The sequence below is a fragment of the Prevotella communis genome (assembly GCF_022024115.1).
In the GTDB taxonomy this organism is placed as follows: Bacteria; Bacteroidota; Bacteroidia; order Bacteroidales; family Bacteroidaceae; genus Prevotella; species Prevotella communis.
The window spans coordinates 2153545-2172543 of sequence record NZ_CP091792.1 but is presented as its reverse complement, the minus strand read 5'-3'; the positions used below and the strand labels follow the sequence as shown (position 1 = coordinate 2172543).

Annotated in this window: 18 protein-coding genes and 1 tRNA gene; 16 read left to right on the top strand and 3 right to left on the bottom strand. The window is 50.4% G+C overall.

What is annotated here, in order from left to right; all coding sequences use genetic code 11:
• The first annotated feature begins 5 nt into the window (after window positions 1–5).
• From L6468_RS08945 to L6468_RS08930, 4 genes are read left to right on the top strand one after another with little or no spacing between them, the layout of a single operon-like run.
• Entirely contained in the window at window positions 6–149 is a 144-nt protein-coding gene (locus L6468_RS08945) for a hypothetical protein (RefSeq protein WP_237793004.1), read from the top strand.
• Between the two features lie 5 nt (window positions 150–154).
• Entirely contained in the window at window positions 155–754 is a 600-nt protein-coding gene (locus L6468_RS08940) for a hypothetical protein (RefSeq protein ID WP_237793003.1), read from the top strand.
• Window positions 744–938, top strand: a complete 195-nt coding sequence (locus L6468_RS08935) for a hypothetical protein (protein ID WP_237793002.1) — start codon at window positions 744–746, stop codon at window positions 936–938. Before L6468_RS08940 ends, L6468_RS08935 begins: the two co-directional genes overlap by 11 nt.
• The gene (locus L6468_RS08930) at window positions 935–1390 is read left to right on the top strand and encodes a crossover junction endodeoxyribonuclease RuvC (RefSeq protein WP_237793001.1); all 456 of its coding nucleotides are present in this window, start codon (window positions 935–937) and stop codon (window positions 1388–1390) included. The genes L6468_RS08935 and L6468_RS08930 overlap by 4 nt, the downstream gene beginning before the upstream one ends.
• Before the next feature lie 125 nt (window positions 1391–1515).
• Here the strand turns inward: L6468_RS08930 and L6468_RS08925 are convergent, their stop codons facing one another.
• Genes L6468_RS08925 through L6468_RS08915 form a run of 3 tightly spaced genes read right to left on the bottom strand, consistent with a single transcriptional unit; the run spans window position 1516 to window position 5396 of the window.
• Window positions 1516–2037, bottom strand: a complete 522-nt coding sequence (locus L6468_RS08925; RefSeq protein ID WP_237793000.1) for a hypothetical protein — start codon at window positions 2035–2037, stop codon at window positions 1516–1518.
• A 12-nt stretch (window positions 2038–2049) separates the two neighbouring features.
• Window positions 2050–3708 (bottom strand): phage portal protein, encoded by a 1659-nt coding sequence (locus L6468_RS08920; RefSeq protein ID WP_237792999.1) that lies wholly within the window; start codon window positions 3706–3708, stop codon window positions 2050–2052.
• Between the two features lie 56 nt (window positions 3709–3764).
• Entirely contained in the window at window positions 3765–5396 is a 1632-nt protein-coding gene (locus L6468_RS08915; protein WP_237792998.1) for a terminase large subunit domain-containing protein, read from the bottom strand.
• Window positions 5397–5554: 158 nt separating this feature from the next.
• Here L6468_RS08915 and L6468_RS08910 point away from each other — a divergent pair.
• The 12 genes from L6468_RS08910 to L6468_RS08855 all read left to right on the top strand — a co-directional run bounded on the left by L6468_RS08910 (window position 5555) and on the right by L6468_RS08855 (window position 18863).
• Window positions 5555–5627, top strand: a tRNA-Met gene (locus L6468_RS08910).
• Between the two features lie 53 nt (window positions 5628–5680).
• A complete protein-coding gene (locus tag L6468_RS08905; protein ID WP_237792997.1) occupies window positions 5681–6394 on the top strand; it encodes a hypothetical protein in 714 nt (237 codons plus the stop codon).
• A gap of 79 nt (window positions 6395–6473) precedes the next feature.
• Window positions 6474–7040: a hypothetical protein gene (locus L6468_RS08900; protein WP_237792996.1), complete on the top strand. Its 567-nt coding sequence runs from the start codon at window positions 6474–6476 to the stop codon at window positions 7038–7040.
• 72 nt (window positions 7041–7112) lie between these two features.
• The gene (locus tag L6468_RS08895) at window positions 7113–8309 is read left to right on the top strand and encodes a hypothetical protein (RefSeq protein WP_237792995.1); all 1197 of its coding nucleotides are present in this window, start codon (window positions 7113–7115) and stop codon (window positions 8307–8309) included.
• 91 nt (window positions 8310–8400) lie between these two features.
• The gene (locus tag L6468_RS08890; protein ID WP_237792994.1) at window positions 8401–8925 is read left to right on the top strand and encodes a hypothetical protein; all 525 of its coding nucleotides are present in this window, start codon (window positions 8401–8403) and stop codon (window positions 8923–8925) included.
• Window positions 8926–8930: 5 nt separating this feature from the next.
• On the top strand, window positions 8931–9359 hold the full coding sequence (locus L6468_RS08885; protein WP_237792993.1) for a hypothetical protein: 429 nt from the start codon (window positions 8931–8933) through the stop codon (window positions 9357–9359).
• A gap of 31 nt (window positions 9360–9390) precedes the next feature.
• Window positions 9391–9945: a hypothetical protein gene (locus L6468_RS08880; protein ID WP_237792992.1), complete on the top strand. Its 555-nt coding sequence runs from the start codon at window positions 9391–9393 to the stop codon at window positions 9943–9945.
• 2 nt (window positions 9946–9947) lie between these two features.
• Window positions 9948–10373: a hypothetical protein gene (locus L6468_RS08875; protein WP_237792991.1), complete on the top strand. Its 426-nt coding sequence runs from the start codon at window positions 9948–9950 to the stop codon at window positions 10371–10373.
• Between the two features lie 67 nt (window positions 10374–10440).
• Window positions 10441–11163 (top strand): hypothetical protein, encoded by a 723-nt coding sequence (locus L6468_RS08870; protein ID WP_237792990.1) that lies wholly within the window; start codon window positions 10441–10443, stop codon window positions 11161–11163.
• A 494-nt stretch (window positions 11164–11657) separates the two neighbouring features.
• Window positions 11658–12017, top strand: coding sequence for a hypothetical protein (locus tag L6468_RS08865; RefSeq protein WP_237792989.1), 360 nt, complete (start codon window positions 11658–11660; stop codon window positions 12015–12017).
• A 20-nt stretch (window positions 12018–12037) separates the two neighbouring features.
• Window positions 12038–18280 (top strand): tape measure protein, encoded by a 6243-nt coding sequence (locus L6468_RS08860; RefSeq protein ID WP_237792988.1) that lies wholly within the window; start codon window positions 12038–12040, stop codon window positions 18278–18280.
• 46 nt (window positions 18281–18326) lie between these two features.
• Entirely contained in the window at window positions 18327–18863 is a 537-nt protein-coding gene (locus L6468_RS08855; protein ID WP_237792987.1) for a hypothetical protein, read from the top strand.
• Window positions 18864–18999: the final 136 nt, after the last annotated feature.

The following is an 18999-nucleotide window of genomic DNA, read 5'->3' as shown; positions in this document are numbered from 1 at the left end:
TTATTATGTATAAGTATCGAGTTCAGCAGAAGAAAGACGGCAGTTGGGTCGACGTTTTTCATTCGCAGACTTTTGAGAGTGCCCAACACTGGAAGGAAGGTCTTGAAGCGAGCCATCCTGACGAGACGTATCAAATCATTAAATACTAACGATTATGGAAGAGAACAAGAAAGTAGGAATGCCATTCGGCAAGAAGATTCAGATTGGCAATTACTTTGTGTTGAAGTACATGAAGACTTTGACCAGAAAAGAGTTGATGGCTCTGCGAGCCAGTAGTGGGGCTGCTGTCTATGCCAAGCAGCGCGGTATTGACCTTACCCGTGGCGGTGTGCCTTATATCAAGGTGTTCACTCGTGGCGGTGACTGGGAGTTGCACTTTGGCTGTAACGCCACCATGTTCTATTACATTGACTCCCGCTTTGTCGGTGACCAGTTGAGTGATGACAACTACAAGGCGTTGTATTCTCTGTTCCTGTTGTTCTATGGTGACACCACCATCATGGGCGACGGTCAGTATATTGATGCCAAGGGTCGTCTGTTGAAGGAGTATCTGGAGCGCACGAAAGCGCCTAAAGAGACTCCTGAGAGCAAGGCCGAGGATGATGCCATTCTTGAAGACGTGAAGAAGATGGAAGAGGCCAGAGCGAACATCGTGGCTATGGGCAAGGCCGCTGTGGAAACCGACGCTAAGGCTTCGGGCACTGTGGCAGAGAAGAAGACCACTAAGAAGAAAGGAGGCAAGCATGGAAAATAACGAGTTGCGCCATATTGTCGAGGATCATGCTCTTATAGAAGACTTTATCGTTCATGTGTCGAGCAATATCCAAGAAGGCAAGCCGATGCCCGAGCATATTCCGAGTCTGCATAATGCGCTGATGATGGATGCCCTTGGTAACATCTGCGAGTGTATCACCAAACTGCGTAAGAAGCTGCTATGAAAGTGTTAGGTATAGACCCAGGGAAAGGCGGTGGCCTTGCTGTTATTGACAGCGAGAGCCATGAAGTCATTGATGTTACTGCCATGCCTGAGACGCTGGCCGACATCAGCGACTTTGTAGAGCGTCACAAAGATGCTCAGTGCGCCTATATTGAGATAGTCCATTCGATGCCCAAGCAAGGTGTTTCCAGCACCTTCACCTTTGGCCAGTTCTATGGCTATGTTCAGATGGCTGTTGCCTGTCACAAGATACGCTGCATTGACGTGTTGCCGAGCAAGTGGCAGACAGCCCTCAGTGTAAAGTCCAAGAAAGACGAGAGCTATACTCAGCACAAGACCCGCTTGAAGGGTAAGGCCCAGCAGCTCTTCCCTAAGACCAAGGTGACGCTGAAAAATGCCGATGCTCTGTTGATTGCTGAGTATGGGCGCATGAAGGAGAATGGGTCGCTATAGCATGGCGACATACATAACGGAAAAGGGGCGGCTCTCACGAGTGGCCCCTTCTTTTTTGCAATATGAATTACAAAACTGAAATGCAGTATATCTTTGAGGACGACATGGCAGAACCATGCCGCACACTACTTGTTCTTGTTTTTTGGATTGCGTAGGCAGTATTCGCAGGACTCAGGGTAGAGTGTTGGAAGGAAGAAGTGCGTGGTGTTGTCATCCTTCTTCGTCTCTTCCTGCTTCATGCGTGTCACGTCGATGATTTGCTGATTGATTTTCAGCCATTCGCCAGTGTCTTTACAAGCCTCCAGTTTCGCTTGCAGTTCTACAATCTTTGAAGTCTTGTCGGTGGCACGTGCGAAGAGCGCCTTGGAGTCAGCGTTTATCTCAGAGCGAATACGCTCCGTCTGGGCCTTGGAGAGTATGCCCTTGGTGTCCTCGATGCGCTGCTGAGTCGTTTCTTTTTCCAGCAGCTGAGTGATGGCCTCCTTACGCGCCGTGCGGTTCCATGTGGCACCTTTACGGATGGCCACAGCCCAAGCGTCCTCTGGTTCCCATCCAGTGGCCACGAGGTCGGCGAAAGCCAGCTCTTCCGGTTCGAGTTTGTAAGAGCGTGCCGTCTTTGCTGTTGATGATGTTACTTCTACTTCCATAGCTGTTTTGTTTTAGTGGGTGGCATTCCACGACTTCCAGTTATTCTCGTTAGGACGGTTGCCCCATTGGTCGGTGTTGCGTGTACGTGCCGTAGAGCCGTTGCCAGTATTGACATCCTGACCTTTGAGTGCGTTCTGAGCGCGAATCTTGCGAATTTCGTTGTCAGTCTGAGCCTTCTGCTTCTGAATCTCATCTTGCATGTCGAGGCGTCGCTTCTCGAGGTCTTCCGCAATGATGCGCTTTATTTCGTCGTTCTTCGCATACTTCGTAGCGCGCTCCGATGCCGTCTGCTTCGATATGAAGTTATTCTGCACACCGATTTGGAGGTTCTGCATCAGCTCCGAGTCGTTCTGATGGATGTACGGCTCAATCCATGTGTTCACTTTGAGGCCCATGAGCGTAGCCTGACAGTTCTCTTGGTAGCCATAGGCATACTTGACGAACTTCACGAGGTCGTTGAGGAACGGCTGCAGTTTGAGACAGTCATGTATTGCCAGCTCGATTGCAGGCGAGAAGAGCAGTTTGATAGCCACTCCTGGTAGGTCGCCCGATTTGAGTTCAGGCGGCTTCACTCCAAACGACTGCTCGTAGATCATGTCGTAGAGAATCTTCAGTTGCGTGTTGAAAGCCGCTGAGACATCTGGCTTGTTGAGGAATCCAGCATCGCCGTCTTCGTCCTCTATCTCCACGTACTTGACGGCACCAGTCATCTGGTCTGGGTTGAACACCACGCCGTCGCCCTTCGTGTACATGATGGGGAATGCGAAAGCGCGGTTGTTCTCGCAGAAGTACGATACCGCCTCTTCGTAGGTCTCGATGGTGTTCTGAGAAGGAAGCCAGCAGGCACCATCGCGCTCACGATGGTAAGCCACAGGACAGAAGTCGAATCCATGCTCCTTCTGTTCTATAATCTCGTAGCCACCGAGTCCGAAGAAGTCCTTAATCTTCTGGAGCGTCTTGTTCTTGTTGAGGCCACGGCGAGCGCGGTAGTAGTATTTGTCATCCCACACCTCTACCCACTCAGACGAGTATGTACCGTCTTCGTCGATATCGGAGTATTTACGTGCGAAGAGCAGCATGTCGCCAGTCAGCGAGTCACGATGCGGATAGAGCGTATCGCCGTTGAGGTAAGATAGCGTCTTACAGCGCGCGTTACCATCCTTATCGAAGTAAGCCACAACAGCCGTGTCGCCTGTCACCTTGATAGACTCCACAGCCTGATAGAAGTGGTACTCCATGTTCATGTCGAGCCATCCCTGCCGTAGCGTGAGCAATGCCTGTTGCTTTCGCAGTTCCTTCATGTCTTCCTCCACCTTGCCAGAGAGTTCAAACTGTATGTCGTTGCCGACGAGGTGAACAATCTGCTTGGTTGCGATAATTTTCTGGAATGCGAATGCCGTTCGGAAGACCGGCTGCATATACCATTTCTTCGTCTCTGGGTCTTGCTTGTATATATCAGGATATAGTTGCGGGTCCATAATCTTATGTCCCGACGGGTAGTACATTCGCAGGAAGTCAGCCTGCGTCAGTATGCGCATGTGCAGACGGTCGTTAGGTTCAGACACCTTCTGCCCACGACGAACTGTGCGGTTCGCCTTGTAACCAGTCGGGAGCACTTCGTAGAACGGTTCCCGAACGAGGATTTCCTTGTAGTTGAGAATGTTATCCATATCTAATTACCAATTGGTTTCTGATTATCCCTGCGCTGATGCACAGGGCACTGTGGTTAGATGCACCATGTGTTCTTTGCCTTGCGGTGCTTCTTCTTGACCAGCGTGAAGACCATACGGAAGAGCAGCGACTCGAAGAAGTCGGGCGAGTGTCCGATGATTTTCTTCATATCCTCCTTCGGTATCAACTTGAACGCCTTTCCGATAGAATCCTGAGTGCGTCTGATGCACTTACGTTCCTTCATGAGGATGTCGCGTAGCTTTGTCTTTCCGTAGCCGTGTCCGTCGAAGGTCATATCCAGCAGGTGGTTGTCGATAGACAACTCACCATCGCGGAACTTCTTATAGAGCAGCACGGCACACTGGCTCTTCAAGTCCTTATAGAGTTTCTTGATGCCCTCTTCCTCGTCTTTGGTGAGTGCGATAGGCGTACCTTGGTTGACGAACGGTATAGCGTCTGGGAAGAATCCCTGAACGAGCTGGCCGATGCCTTGGTAGTCGTAGGTGAAGTGGTCTTCCTGCACTCCCCATTCCAGCAGCTTCGCCTTGATGGTCTCTACAAGTGTCTTGGAGTCGAACCTGCAGACGAACACATCTTTGATATGCCATCCCTGCCATAGCCACATGACGAAGTTATCACCACCTTGCAGGGCCACGTCAGCCGTAGCGTATAGTTCTGCATCATCGCCACCAAGCATCTTGTTACGGTAGGAGTTCGCGTAGAAGCGAAGCATATCCTCCATCTTTATGAGGTCATCGCCAGCGGCACGGAACTTCCAGTTACCGTCAAGGTCACGCGACTGCTGTTCCTCGTCTTGGTTGGCGAGGTTGGCGAGGTATGTTGGGTTCGACTCCATCAGTTTGATGTTGTCTTCCAGTTTTCCCTCTACGAAAGCCACCGAGAAGATGAAAAGGTCTTGCGGTGTTCCATACTTCGCGTAAGCAGGCTTCCAGTGCTTAAGAATATCATCCTTGCACATTTCATAGACCTCTTCACGCGAGTCACCCCATACTATCTCGTTCACGTCGTTGCCCGGCATGTAACAGTAGCGAATGACACCATCCTTCTCTGGGTCAGGATAGCCCTCTTCGTCGAGCCACCACTCAATGAACTTAGCCACCCATGAATCAGGATCAGGGTTACATGTTCCCCAGAAGCGTGGTCTGATATGGAAAGCGTTACGCAGGATGGTGAGCAGATACTTGAACTTCTTGTATTCGCAATGCGTTATCTCGTCGATGGCGACGTATGCATACTGCTTACCTTGGAAACGCTTCTTGAACTTCTCGTATTCTCCCTCGTAGTATGAGAACTTTAGTTTGGCACCAGAGTAGAAGTTCCATGTCTTATCATTATCCGAGCGGTTGTAGTCGCCGAACTGAGCATAGACATTGTAGGAGTCCTCAATGAGCGAGTCGAGGTCAGGTTTCTCAGCACGTAGGATAAGCGCACGGAAATGACGGTCTTGAATGTCATAGAGCGCTTCGAGCAGTTCCGAGAACGACTTTGAGCCTCCACGCTTACCGCCGAAGATGACGATTTGCGCAGGACAGGCGAGCGCATTCTCCTGTCCTCCGAGTTGCGCAATGATTTGATGCGGGTCATTGGCATCGCGGATGGATTGAGCATACTCTTGCGTGAGGATAGGCTCACCCTTTTTCGTTTTATATCCTGAAAACTGCTTCATTCGTTCATTTCAAGGCGGCAAAACCGTCTTGCAGAGAGTCAAATTGTATAAATATTCATATTTTTGTGCAAAAATACGCAAAAATATTTGGTTTATGCAAAAAATATTCATATTTTTGCAGAAAATTTGTATTTTTATACGTTTTTGGATGTAAATATCGCGGGATGGGGCAGTTGGTAGCCCGCCAGGGTCATAGCCTGGAGTGCGTTGGTTCGATTCCGGCTCCCGCAACTAAAGAAGCGTAAAAGGATTGCGCTCAGGATAACATTTTTACAGTTTACATTATGGAAAGAGAAGCACTCTTAGAACAAGTGAATGATGCTCTGGAGAGTGAGGGAAGAACCCTTACTTTGAGCGAAGAGACTATTAACGGTGAACTTGATGACGCTCTCGAAGGAGTGACAGATGACGCCCAAGTAGATGAAACCTTTGTCGGTCGTATCGTAAAGCGTTTGAAGCGCATGGACGGTAATCTCCACAAGGACGTGAGCACACAGGTAAGGGCCTACAAGCAAGCCCACCCTGCACCGAAGACTACGCAGACCAGTACCAAGCCGAAGGACGGCGAAGGTGATGGCAACGGTGACGATGATGATGACATGCCTGCATGGGCAAAGAAGCTGAACGCCCGTTTTGATGCGTATGAACAGTCTCAGAAGACCGCCAAAGAGACGGAGGCGAAGAACGCCACGTTGAAGGAGGTGAAACAGGGCTTGAAAGCCACCTTTAAGAAGGGTAACGTGGAAGTCAAGGACTACTTTCTGAATCAGGCCATGCGCGACTTGAAGTTGCCACAGTTGGAAGAGGGTGAGAGTTACGATGTTGACGACCTTGTGAGCAAGGCTGAGAAGTTGTACTACAAGCACCTGAAAGAAGCAGGTCTTGATGAAAAGAAGACTGTTCAGCCCCGAGCAGGCCAACGCGGAGGTGGAACCGGTGAAACTGCCGCTGACAGATTCTTTGCACGTAAGGGCAAGAAGGAAGGTTGGAAAAAGTAACGCTGAACCCTGCGCTTACGCACAGGGAACGGTGGCAAGAGAACCGAATTTTATTGTTTAACATTAGCACATTACGACTATGGGACAGATGGGTAATACCTTCGGAAGTAAGTCTGTGAGCATGGGCCACGCTCGCAAGGTGTGGCGCGAGGTGAAGGACCAGTTCCCCGCAGGTGGTGTTGTGACCAACATCAGTGATTGGCTCAGTAATGGTGTCGGCAAGATTCGCTGTGGTGTTTTCGCCAAGTGGTTCGATGCTGGCAGTAATGGTGGTAAGAAGGTAACCTGCTACACCAAGGAGCAGATTCTTGCTACTCTGAGTCCTACCTACACTGCTGTTGCCGAGCCTTCTGGCAACCCTAAGACCAAGGGTTACTACGAGAAGAGCGGTAACGACTATGTTGCCACCACTGACACCAGTGTTACGGAGAGCAAGACGTACTACGAGAAGCATGATGCCGCTGGCGTGGCCTCTCTTGGTATCAACGGTGCTTTGCTGTACGACATTGACATTGAATCTGGCGACACTGTAGCAACCGCTACTGTTGTCTATGCAGGTGAGATGTATTCGTACATGGTTGATCCAGACGTGCTGGCCGCCGTCAAGGATTTGGCCGCATTGAGTGAGATTAAGTTCGTGTCCTAAACCAACCCCTGCGCTTACGCACAGGGCACGGTGACAGGCACAAGTTATTAACGATTTTTACAGGATTTCATTATGAATACCAATCCAATAGGACTTTTTACGGTGTTTGATAATGGTCTTGGCGGTCTTGACTGGCAAGGCTGGGTAGACAAGTACTTGGAAAAGTATGACGGCATCCAGATTGACGGTTTCGAGTTCAGTCCGACCAGCATCAGTTACACCTTTGCGCAGCTCATTGCGAGCACAGGCGCAACGGCCCTTCCTACTTGGGTAGACCCTGAGAGTCCCGGCTACGAGGCTGCTCTTCGTGAGCTGTCTGGTAAGACTGGCAACATTCCCACGGGTAAGCGTTTCTATAAGTTCAACCGCACGATCATCAACGAGCAGTTGCAGCTTATCCAGCGCTACGGCAATGCCGCTCTGACTCCTGAGATGGAAGACGTGTTCATGGGTCTTGTCGATGAAGGCACCGACGGCCTCGTGAAGATGTATTATAACGCTCTGACTCACATCCGTAATCAGGTTGTGTCTAAGGGCCAGTTCTCCCTGACGAGTGTGAACAACCCTCGTGGTTTACAGGGAATTGACATTCTGTTCGGTGTTCCCGACGGCAACAAGGAAACGCTGACTGGTCAGTCTCGTTGGTGGACCGACGCAAGTAACCATGACACCGCTCATGAGGGTACTTCTTCTGACCCCATCACCTATCTGCAGAACCGCGTGAAGTGGATTCGTCGCGTGAAGCACTATCAGGGTGGTTTGAAGATGGAGATTTCTCAGGACCTGTGGGATGATATGCTCGGTCACTCCAAGGTTATCGCCCGCCTCGCCAATAAGTTCTTTGCGAGCGTCGTGGACGGCAATGTTCGCGCCGACCTCATCAAGGACGTTGACGATGACGCCAAGAAGGAAGCCATCCGTAAGATGATTAAGGCTGACGAGATTGTCGTCCGTGACACCTACGCTTTCGTAGAGGCTCCCGGCACCGACAGCAACGGCGACCCCGACATCATCACCACTCAGATTGACAACTTCGACCCGAAGAATGTTGTCTTCCTGCCTACAGGCTGCGTAGGTGACATTCAGGGTGTGAAGCCTCTGAGCGTAGGCTACGAGCCTGAGCATGTGGCTTACTACGACGAAGGTCGTCTGCTGCTGACCCAGCGCGCCAACCAGAAGACTCACTCGGTGTATATCGAGGGCGAGTTTGCTCAGTTGTGCGTACCGAGCGTACCGCAGTGGATGTTCTACTCTACCGTTACGGCGTAAGCGTAACCGCGACATCCTCCTTTCATTCAGGCTCCCATGGGAATCATGGTGAGGAACATGGGAGCCTATATATATAAATAATGTAACGACAATGGCAGACGAACAGAACATCATCGAAGAGCAGGAGCAAGAGCAGAAAACTGTAGTAGAGACTCAGCCCGAACCCTCTGTAGAACCAGAGGCAGAGACGGTTTACACCATCGAGCAGCACCTCTATGACAGTATCAACTTCTCTATTCCTGAGAGCGCTGTAAGAGGCGTTCTTAAGAAGCGTGGTGTTGAAGGCAGCGACGAGTACAATCCCGAAGATACCGAACAGGCTCCGAAGGTGCGTCTTCTCTATGCCGACCTGTTGAAGTGGATATGTTTGGGTGCTGGTCGCACTAACAGAGTTTCCGACTCTGATAATGGCTGGAGTCATTCTGAGGGTGGCTACACGTTGTCGAAAGACGACAAGAAGTTGCTGATGAACGAGGCCAATGCCATCTATGAAGAGTTAGAGCCTGCGAGCGTCTTTGGCAAGCGTACCATCCGTATGCGCTCCATGGGCATTATGCCAGCGTTGCGTGATGTTGATGGAACCCCATTGCCGCGACACAATCGCGACACACACTAACGGCTATGAAGAAGGAAGTAATAGTGAACGACAGATACCCTCACCATGTGAAAATCACTCGCAGGAAGGAAGCTGTTGAGAGCGACGACCCCTTTGAGCGCGCCACTGGTGGTGAAGAGACCATTATCATCTATGAAGGGAATGGTCGCAGTTATACCGACACTACGACAAACGACACAGGCTCCGTTGATGTTAATAAGCGTAAGGCGAGTATTCCAGTACGTTTCGATGAATGGGATGGTCTTGCTGTGTCACAGCAACAGACAGAACAGGAGGGAAGCGAGGAAGAAAGCGAGAGTGAGACCCCCTTATGGCCGATGGATGGTGACATCATTGAGGTTGTGAAGGGAAATGTTACCGAAGCTGGCAAGGTAAGAGACTTTGAGCCAGACAACAATCGCTCTGTGATATATTGGGAACTGACGAGACAGTAAGAAGCCTGCGGAAATGCAGGGTAAGGTGATTATGAACAGTCATGTACGGAAACGGTTTGAAGAGATTATCGTGAACTTGAAGAAAGAGCGCGATAAGAAAGCAGAACCCTTTCTCCTTGGAGGTTTGAAGTTCTTAGTGAATGTCATCCTCGACGAGATGAGTGGCTTTGCGAATGTTACTGGTAACACCCGCAACTCTATTGCCGTAGCCCTCTACAACGACAGGAAACTGGTTGGCGTGGCCACCTCGTTTGATGCCTTGCACAAGGCACCTACTCGGATGACCCTCGTTCATGGTGAGACCTATGACCTTTCCCACTATTGGGATGGCACACCAGTAGAGCATCTTGGTTCCCCTTATAAGGCTCCAGACGATTCCCCCCAGGAAGAGAATTTTTGGGCGCAGGAAGAAGCCTTGGAGTTTCTGCAGTCCCAAGCGCCGAAAGGCAAGGGCTGGCGCTACAAGGTTGTAGCTGCTACTGATTACGCCAAGTATCTTGAGACCAAGCAGAAAGCGAATGTGTTGACACAGGTGAGAGACGAGCTTGCCGGTATGGGTGCAGAAGTAACAAGGATGAATGAATAACTATGGCAACGATTAAGACACTGTTACAGGCAGTATGCACGGCCTTGAAGCCGATGAAGATGAAGATGTACCTTTTTGAGCGGCCTTCGGCTGTTGACAAGGCGCAGACCTCTTTCATCGTTCTTTCTCTGACCAGCATCCGCAACCAGATTATTGGTGAGGACGGTGCCTTGGATAGCGCCTCTTTCGACTGGAGCGACACGACGCTCATTATTGAGTTGTTTGTGAAGGACAATGTGAAAGCCGCCAATCCGAATGAAGTAGCCATTAACGAGGTAGAGACCTACGCTGAGCAGTTGAAAGGACTATTCCCCTTCTCTGACTCGACTACTGGCGTAACCGCTGTCAAGCCTCGCGTCATTGTTCCAGCCCACAGCGACGGTAACGGTTTTCACTATACGCGCATTCATGCGGGCCTCTCTACTTAACCCGACGCTGATGCGACGGGCACGGTGACAAGAAACAGTTTTAATAACTTTTTTACAGATAACGATTATGACTAACAAGAGACAACTGAAGGACGTGTTCAAGGGTGTAGCATCCTTGCTGTTCCAGACGACTCCCATTTTCCCTGCCCTGGCCGACCTGCCTGAGTTCAGTGCGACATCTACCTATGCTGTCGGCGACAAGGTGCAGAAGGATGGCAAGTACTACAAGTGCAAGACCGCCATTTCCGAGGCAGGTGCTTGGACTGCTGCCAAGTGGGATGAGATTACCCAGAACGATGTGAGCGCTATCGCTCTCACCCCTGAGTATGACCTTCCCGTCCACGTCGGCGACCTTTCGCTGAACGAGGGTGATACCACTGTGAACCACTACAAGGTTCTCGGTGATGACTCTGACTGGGTGGCAACCGCCACTAAGGGTGACTTCGACATTTCGTTCCTCGTTCCCACGCTGCATACCGCAGTCATGCAGATGGCCTACGGTGCTGAGAACGTGCAGGCTGTTGGTGCCACTTTGGCTGCTAACAGTGGTGCTGGCTCCGCTCAGACCACTTGGGCAGGTATTGGTATCAATGTTGCCAAGCACGAGGTTCGCGGTACCATCGTTCTGCTGAACGAGGCCAAGAACCGTATGCTCATCATCGCCAACGCTGTTGTGTGGGCAGCTATGAAGTTCGAGAACGCCGAGACCGATCCGTATGCCGTTCAGTTCAACGGTACTATGGAGGCCACGGATGGCCCTGACATCCTCTTCTTGAAGAAGACGGCCTAAATCTTTGCGGTTCGACCGCGAAGCGCGATACGAGGGGTGGTGGTGATTGTGCCACCGCCCCTTTTCAGTTTGACAAACGAGCCGCGACGCTGACGCGGTATATAAAAACAGAATGATATGGAGAGAGAGCAACCGAACAGGAGTATGCAGGAACTTTTGGATGAAGTATTAGAGGCTACTCCCGACGAGATAGAGTTCCGAGGCAAGACGTGGAAGATACACTGGTGGAGGAACTACATGAAGCGCAGGTTTACGCACCTGATGCTGAAAGGCACCAAGAAGAAGCGAAGCGGCAAAACCGCTTCGCACACTGACCAATGGAAGCTGAATGTTCAGCTTGTGGCCTTGCTTCTTTTGGCGCGTAAATGGAAGATTGTGTTTCTCTGGTGGGCTTACTGGAGGTGGTTGTACTATGTTGCCGACCTCGACCAAGTAGAGGTGTTGCGTATCATGGAGGCGAGTAAAAAAAAAATTCCCTTAGAACCCTCTATGATGTGTACGGGATTAGCGATAAGTATGATGGACACTCTCATGAGTCAGACAAGGGAGGAAGCCGAACGTACCCAAGCCGGACCAGTTGGGGAGCGTTCTGGAGCCTAAGCGAGAAATACCCCTTCCTCTTCGAGACGCATTGGTTCACCAAGGCATGGGGGTATTGGGATGGCTACACCTGCTCCCAGATAGAGTTAGGCATCTTCGACCAGCCAGTTACCGACTACCATGCCGATGACAAGAAGAACGAAGAGCCAGGAAAGAAAGAAATGGATGCCTTAGCCTTGGCATGGGAAGAGAACCGACAGGGTAAGACCTTTGTAGGTGGAAACTTCTCGATAGAGGACATTTTTAACTCATAACAGGATAACAATTTTGCACTATGGCAGACGAGAATAAGCTTTGGTTTGAGATGGGTGTTCGTGACTATCTCACTCAGACATTACAGAAGGGTGTTGAACTGGCTGACAAGATGGGTCAAGGTCTTGACAATGCCACCAAGAAAGCGGCCACCTACGCTGAGAACGTGGCTAAGTTGAAGGACGGCTATTACAAGATCGACGAGGCCATTGAGAAAATCAACAAGAGCCTTGGCGAAGCCAAAGACCCAGCCATGAAAGCCAAGATGCAGCAGACCCTACAGGAGTTGGAGAAGTTGCGTAATGGCTTAAAGGCCATTGAGGGTGATGACAAGAAGATGATGGAGAGCGGAGCTGTTGCCGCTCACATGCGTCAGAACAACTTCGCCCTGATGACTCGAAGTGTGAACCGCTATACGCAGTCTGTTCAGGCTTCTGAGCGGGCCAACCGCTCAGCACAGTCAGCGGAGGAAAAGCGTGTTGACCAGTTGCGTACCCGCTACAACGACCTTGCAAGGATTCGTGAGCGTCTGAGTAATGCTATTATCGGTGCTGCTCCAGGCGTTGACACCAGCAAGGCCTCTTCTGTTGCCGCTCAGATATGGCGTGAGCAGATGTCGCTTGCGAGAGCCACGAAGAACGGTGGCCGTGGCTACACCACTACTGACTCCGACTATAAGAAGTTGAAGCAGGATGCCGTCGATGCTGCTGCAGGAGTGGAGCGTCTGACCAGAGAGCAAGAACGATTGAACCGTCAGCAGGAGCGTGACAGTGCCAAGCGCGCTGCCGCCGCCTTGCGTGAGCAGGCTGCTGCCGCCAAGGCCACAGCACAGGCCAATATGGACTTGGTTGCTGCCTACGACAAGGTGACAGAGGCCGGTAAGCGTACCAATGTGATGTGGGAGCAGATGAAGAGCTATGCAGGTACCTTTGTCAGCTTCTACGGTTTGAAGAGTCTGCTTAACGACGTGATACAGATTGGTGGTGAGTTTGAGGTTCAGCATATCGCCTTGAAGAGCATCTTGGGCGATATCGAACAGGCCAACACCATGTTCAACGAAATGAAGCAGTTGGCCGTTGTTTCTCCATTCAATTTCAAGCAGCTGGCCACCTACTCCAAGCAGGTAGCCGCCTTTGGTATTCCCTACGAAGAAATGTATGACACCACGAAGAGGCTTGCCGACATCAGCGCAGGTCTTGGCGTGGATATGAACCGTCTTATCTTGGCCTTTGGTCAGGTGAGAAGTGCCGCCGTGTTGCGAGGTCAGGAGTTGCGCCAGTTTACTGAGGCAGGTATTCCTATGGTAAAGGCGTTGGCCGACGAGTTCACGAAACTCAATGGCCGTGTCGTGACCACTGGCGAGGTCTTTGAGTTGATCTCGAAGCGCGCCGTTCCTTTTGAGATGGTGAAGAAGATTCTCTGGGAAATGACCGACGAGGGCGGTAGGTTCTATAACATGCAATACGAGCTGGCCGACACGCTGGCAGGTAAGTGGAGTAACTTGCAGGATGCTTGGGAGATTATGCTGAGCGAGTTTGCACGAGGCGAGAGCCTGAGCGGAAAGGTGTTAAAGACCATGGTTACGTGGACTACGACTCTTATTGAGAATCTGAATAAGATTGCTCCGCTGCTTGGTGGTTTGGCTATCGGCTGGGGTGTTGGCAAGGTTGTTGGGCTTGCTACTAACGGCATTACGCTTGGTGAGGCCACTATGGCAAAGCGTATCGCACAGGCCCAGAAATTGAACGCCATCAAGATTCGAGAGCGTTATATTCAGGGCGAGATTAACGCTTCTGAAATGCAGTCGTTGATGATACGCAACCGCGACACCAATATGTGGAGAACACAGCTTGCCCTTGCTGGCAGGATGAACACCATGCAGTTGTTGAGAATGAACTATCAGTCCATCAGTAACCGCAGGATGCTTGTCACGTTGGTTCAGATGGGTCAGATAGACCGTGCCATGGCCAAACTCATTATGAAGGGTAGAGTTTTGGAGGTAGGCATTCGTAGTCTTGGCAACGCTATGAAAACCGCATTTGGTCCACTTGGTTGGGCCATGATAGCTATTGATATTATTGTGGCCGGACTTATGAGTGCGTGGTCGAGCAGCAATGAGTTGAACGAAAGTATAAAGACTGCCTTTGACAGCATCAAGCAGCGCTATGAGGACGTGTCTCAGTTCATCAAGAACACACCTATTGAGGTAGCTATCAAGACTGGCGATTTGGACGAAATGAAGAACATGATTCAGATGTACAAAGACCAGTTGCGCAGCAATTTCCCAGACGTTGCAGATGCTATTATCGGTCGTGCTGCAGGAACAGATGGCGGTGCTTATATGACCGATGCGAAAGCTGCCGAGCGTATGCTTAAGAATCTGCGTGACGAGTTGCAGATTATGAATAATATTCAGGAGAAGGCCAAGGCTCTTGCCAGTGCTTTTGCAACAGCTGCCGACGAAGCTAACAAGTGGAATACCGAGGGAGTTAAGGACAATATGCAGGACTTCCAGGATGCCATCAATGACTTCAAGAACAGAACGAAGGAGTGGTCAGAGAATGACTTTAGAGATTTTGCCAAGAAACTTCAAGAAGCCTACGATTCAATCCCAGCCGATAAGTTTGGAGAACTCAGCGATGCCAATAAAGATTATCTTACAATGCTGAGAGACCTTGGCGTGGAGATAAACAAAATGCTTAACCAAGGAAATTCACTCGAAGCCGTTGCACGTCGTATCGGTTGGCAGAGTTCCAGAATCTCTGGCTATGTGAATAGCCGCGAGCCTGTCAGCTTTGCTAATAGCACCTCTATTCTTGGTGCTGGTAACAAGTTCAATATTATCGGCATTGACAACAAGAAGGGAACATTCGATACTCAGATCAAGGAGATGTACGACGAGATTAAAAAGGCCATTGAGCAGCAGAACGAGAGTCTTGCTAATGACCAAGGTCGTAGTCTCTTTCACATCCTTGCTACACAGTGGATGGGTGACAATGAGTTCTCTGCTGAAATGAGAACCTACGCCAACATGTTTTGGGATAACTTGATGATGGGTGACTATGACTCAGGTAGTAACACGCTGCCGAAGATACTTGCCGACCAAATGAAGAATCTGAATCCCGAACTTGCCAAGGCTATTGCCAGTGGTACTGAAATGGATGAAGCCATGCAGAAGAAGGCGCAAGACCTCTATACTGCCGCCAAGGATGAACTGATTGCCAAGTACGGTTTTGATTTCATTCCACTAATGGAAAAGACCTTCGGTCAAGGCGTTGAAATACCTTTCAAGGTCGTTGCTTCTCTTGGCGATGCTCCTGATGTTCTGACAGGTTGGCGCAAGACTTTGCAGGCTAAGTTGGATAAAACTCCTGTTCAGATTAAGATGGGCATGAACATGGAACAGATTGTGGAAGAGATTCGCAAGGCTTACGGTACTGCTGAAACCACCATCAATAAACTTGGGCCTATCGCCATCCATGCAGGTATCAAGTTGGACGGTATTCAGAACATGGATATAAGCAAGTATCAGTTCACCAACCCGCAGTTGTATAACACGCTGAAAGCCTTGCAGGATGCTCTTGCCAGTCAGGGGCAGACGGATGCCTTTGCCAAGGCTAACGGCTTGGACTTCTCTGACATGAAGAAGGACGGAAGCCATAAAGACGGTGACAAGACCGACAAGGCTCTGCAGGCATTGGAGAAGGAGTATGAGCTATATAAGAAGTTCTGGGGCGAGTACGAGAAGTATTCTCAGATGTACGGCAAGGAAGGTGCCATGCGTAAGTTGCAGAACGACGCAGAGTTCAAGACTGTGTTCGGCTGGAACCTCAGTGACCTGAGTGACTATGCCAAGAGCGTGGAAGAGATTCAGAGACGCTTGAAGGGTGGTGTCGGCAAGAGTGGCGACCGCAGGAGTTTCTTCGACTCCATGAATGCCGACGTTCAGGCCCAGCGCAGAAAGGAAGAGGCTGCTGCCATCACTTCCGTCAACGACGCTTTGAAGACCCAACTCGGTATTTTGAACGAGCAGTACGAGACCTATAAGAAGCTGTATAAGCTGACAGGTGACCAGCGCGGAGCCGCCAGCGTTGCCTTTGGTGGCAGGATGATGCAGAGTGCGACCTATAAGGACTATCTCGTTCAGCAGATGACCAGTGCCATGGGCGGTGATGCAGGCAAGGCCAAGTCTGCCCTCTCTATGGATAAGAAGACCTTCAATGACACCTACGGCCAGAACAGCGAGAAGATGAGCATCATCTATACTGCCTACCAGGAGCATCTTGTGAAGTTGCAGAAGGAGAGTCTTGACCTTCTTCTCTCTACGATCGAGAAGAACAGAACCATCGAACAGCAGATAGAAGACGAGAACAGGAACTACCAGTATCAGCTCTCCCTGTTGAAGGAGATTCGTGACCCACAGATGCGCGCCGAAGCCGAGAAAGGCTTGACGAAGGAGCATGAGAAGAAGTCGTCGAAGTTGCAGTTTGAGCAGTTTAAGGAAGGCTCTAACTGGGTGAAGATTTTCGATGACCTCGACCGTGTGAGTATGCGCACCATTGAGTCGATGATAGAGAAGGTGGAGAATTTCTCCCTTACTGTCGGTCTGAGCGTCGAAGAGGTGAAAGCACTTCGTGATGCCTTGGAGAAACTGAGAAACGAGCAGGCCAACCGCGACCCATTTACCGCCATGGCCGAGAACGTGCGCCTTGGTACTCATCGTAACCAGTTGCTCCATTCAGGCGTGTTCAGTAAGGATGCCAACGGCCAGTGGCAGGGTAACTATACATTCCAGACCGAAGCCAGTGCCAAGCGCTACGGCTATAAGAAAGGTCAGACCATCAGCGCCGATGACCTACAGGATGACATCCGCAGTAACCGAAGCGGTTTCGCTGATTCGATATCGAAGATTGGTGATAAGTTCAAGGCTCTGCAAGATGTGATGCAGCCCGTGGTTGACCTCTTCGCTGCCTTGGGTAATGAAGACCTGTCGAATCTGTTCCAGATGGGTAACAATGCCCTTGGTGCTGCTGCAGGAGCCGCCAACGGACTGAACGCCTTGGGATTGAGCAGCCTTGGTCCTTACGGAGCCGCTGCCGCTGCCGGTCTGAGTATCATGGGCAGTCTGTTCGCCATGCACGATGCCGCCATTGAGAAGGAGATTCAAGCCAGTAAGGAGCGTCAGAAACTCTTGGAGAATCTTGTCAAGAACATGGAAACGATGCTGGAGCATACGATGGGCGGTCTCTATACAGCCAAGGCTGACGATGCCACCATGAACAAACTTGCTGAGTACAAAGACAAGTACGATCGAGGTACTGCTGCACAGGGCCGTTTGGATAATGGCACCAGCGAGAATAAACTATATGACTCGTTGCTTTCTCGCAGGAACTATGTCAGCAAAGAGACAGCCGACCAGATTCAGGAGGCACAGCAGAGCCGTAGCTATTATGATGCATACAAGGCTAATCTGATGGCCCAGCGTGACGAAGCCGCCCATCAGATGGAGTCTGAGAAGGATAAGAAAGACTCTGATGATGGTAAGATTGCCGACTACGAGCAGCAGATTAAGGAGCTGAACGACCAGATTAGGTATCTTGCCGAGGAAATGGCCAAAGACCTGTATAGTATTGACTATAAGAGTTGGGCTGGCGGTTTGGCTGAGGCTCTGGTGAGTGCCTGGGAGGCAGGTGGCAATGCTGCCGATGCCTACAAGAAGAAGATTACCTCTATCTTGAAGGAGGTTGGTACGAAGGTCATCATGCAGAAGTATCTCGAACCCCTGTTGGAGAAGAACATGGAAGAGTTCATGAAGTACTTCGAGGATAACAACGGTGTTCTCGACGAGAGGGGTATGGAGATACTGGCACGTATGTACGACGATGCCGACAAGGCCGCTGAAATGACCAATGCCTATCTGGACGGTTTGGAGAAGATTGCCAACCAGCACGGCGAGACTCTTAAAAACACCGAAGAGAGCAGTGGTCAGAGCGCCATCAAGAGCATCACCGAAGACCAGACTAACCTCCTGCTGAGTTACATCAATGCCATGCGCGCCGATTTGAGCATCCATGTTCAGGACCTTCGCAGGCTGATGGATCAAGTTCTTCCCGATATGTCGAGGAGTTTTGGCGCCCAGTTGGCTAAGTTGGAAGAGATTCGCAAGGAGGTTGCTCGTGGTGCCGACGGTGTTGACAAGATGAATCAGAAGTTAGACCAGCTGATGACAGGTGTGAAGAAACTGAGTGTTAAGGTTTACGCATAACCCTGCGAAGAACCGCAGGGCACGGTAGCTAAAAGAAAGGATGATTATGTTTAAGGAATTATTCAAGAAGAAGACGCTGAGTGACAGGCTTAAGGGAGAGGCAATCTCCCTTGGGCTTTGTCAGCAGTGGCAAGGAGAGTGGCGAGACAACTCCACTCGTGACGAACTGGCTGAGAAGTTCATTCGCGGTATTGACTTTGCGACGAAGCATAACTGGCCGAGTCCTGAGTTTATCAAGAAGAATTTTGAGCCAGAGTTTCGCAGACGGTGGGGCGTGTATATTGATGAAGAGGTTGCGATAACATCGCAACAAACAGAACCGAGCGTTTTGGTGTTCCTTGGCAAGAACGAAGGGACACTTGAATTTGGCGGTTTTGACTCGAAGGACATCTATGTGAGGCACCAAGGAAAGTTGCGCATTGTAGCTGCTGGAAAATCCATTGTCCGTGTGACCACTTACGACGATGTAGAGATAGATGCCGAGGCCATTGATGATGCAAGAATATTCATTTATCATCATGGCGGTAAGGTGAGAATGTCGGGAAGAGTGGCCTATCGTGAGCGAGAGCAGGCACAAGGCTGATGCCTTGGGAACGGTGGCAAAAAGTTAAAAAGCTTAATTTTTCGGTGGACTGCATATTTATGCAATCATTATTCGCTAAATTTGCAAGGGATTGTTGCGATAATATCGCAACATACGGAACAAAAAGAGTGTTTTC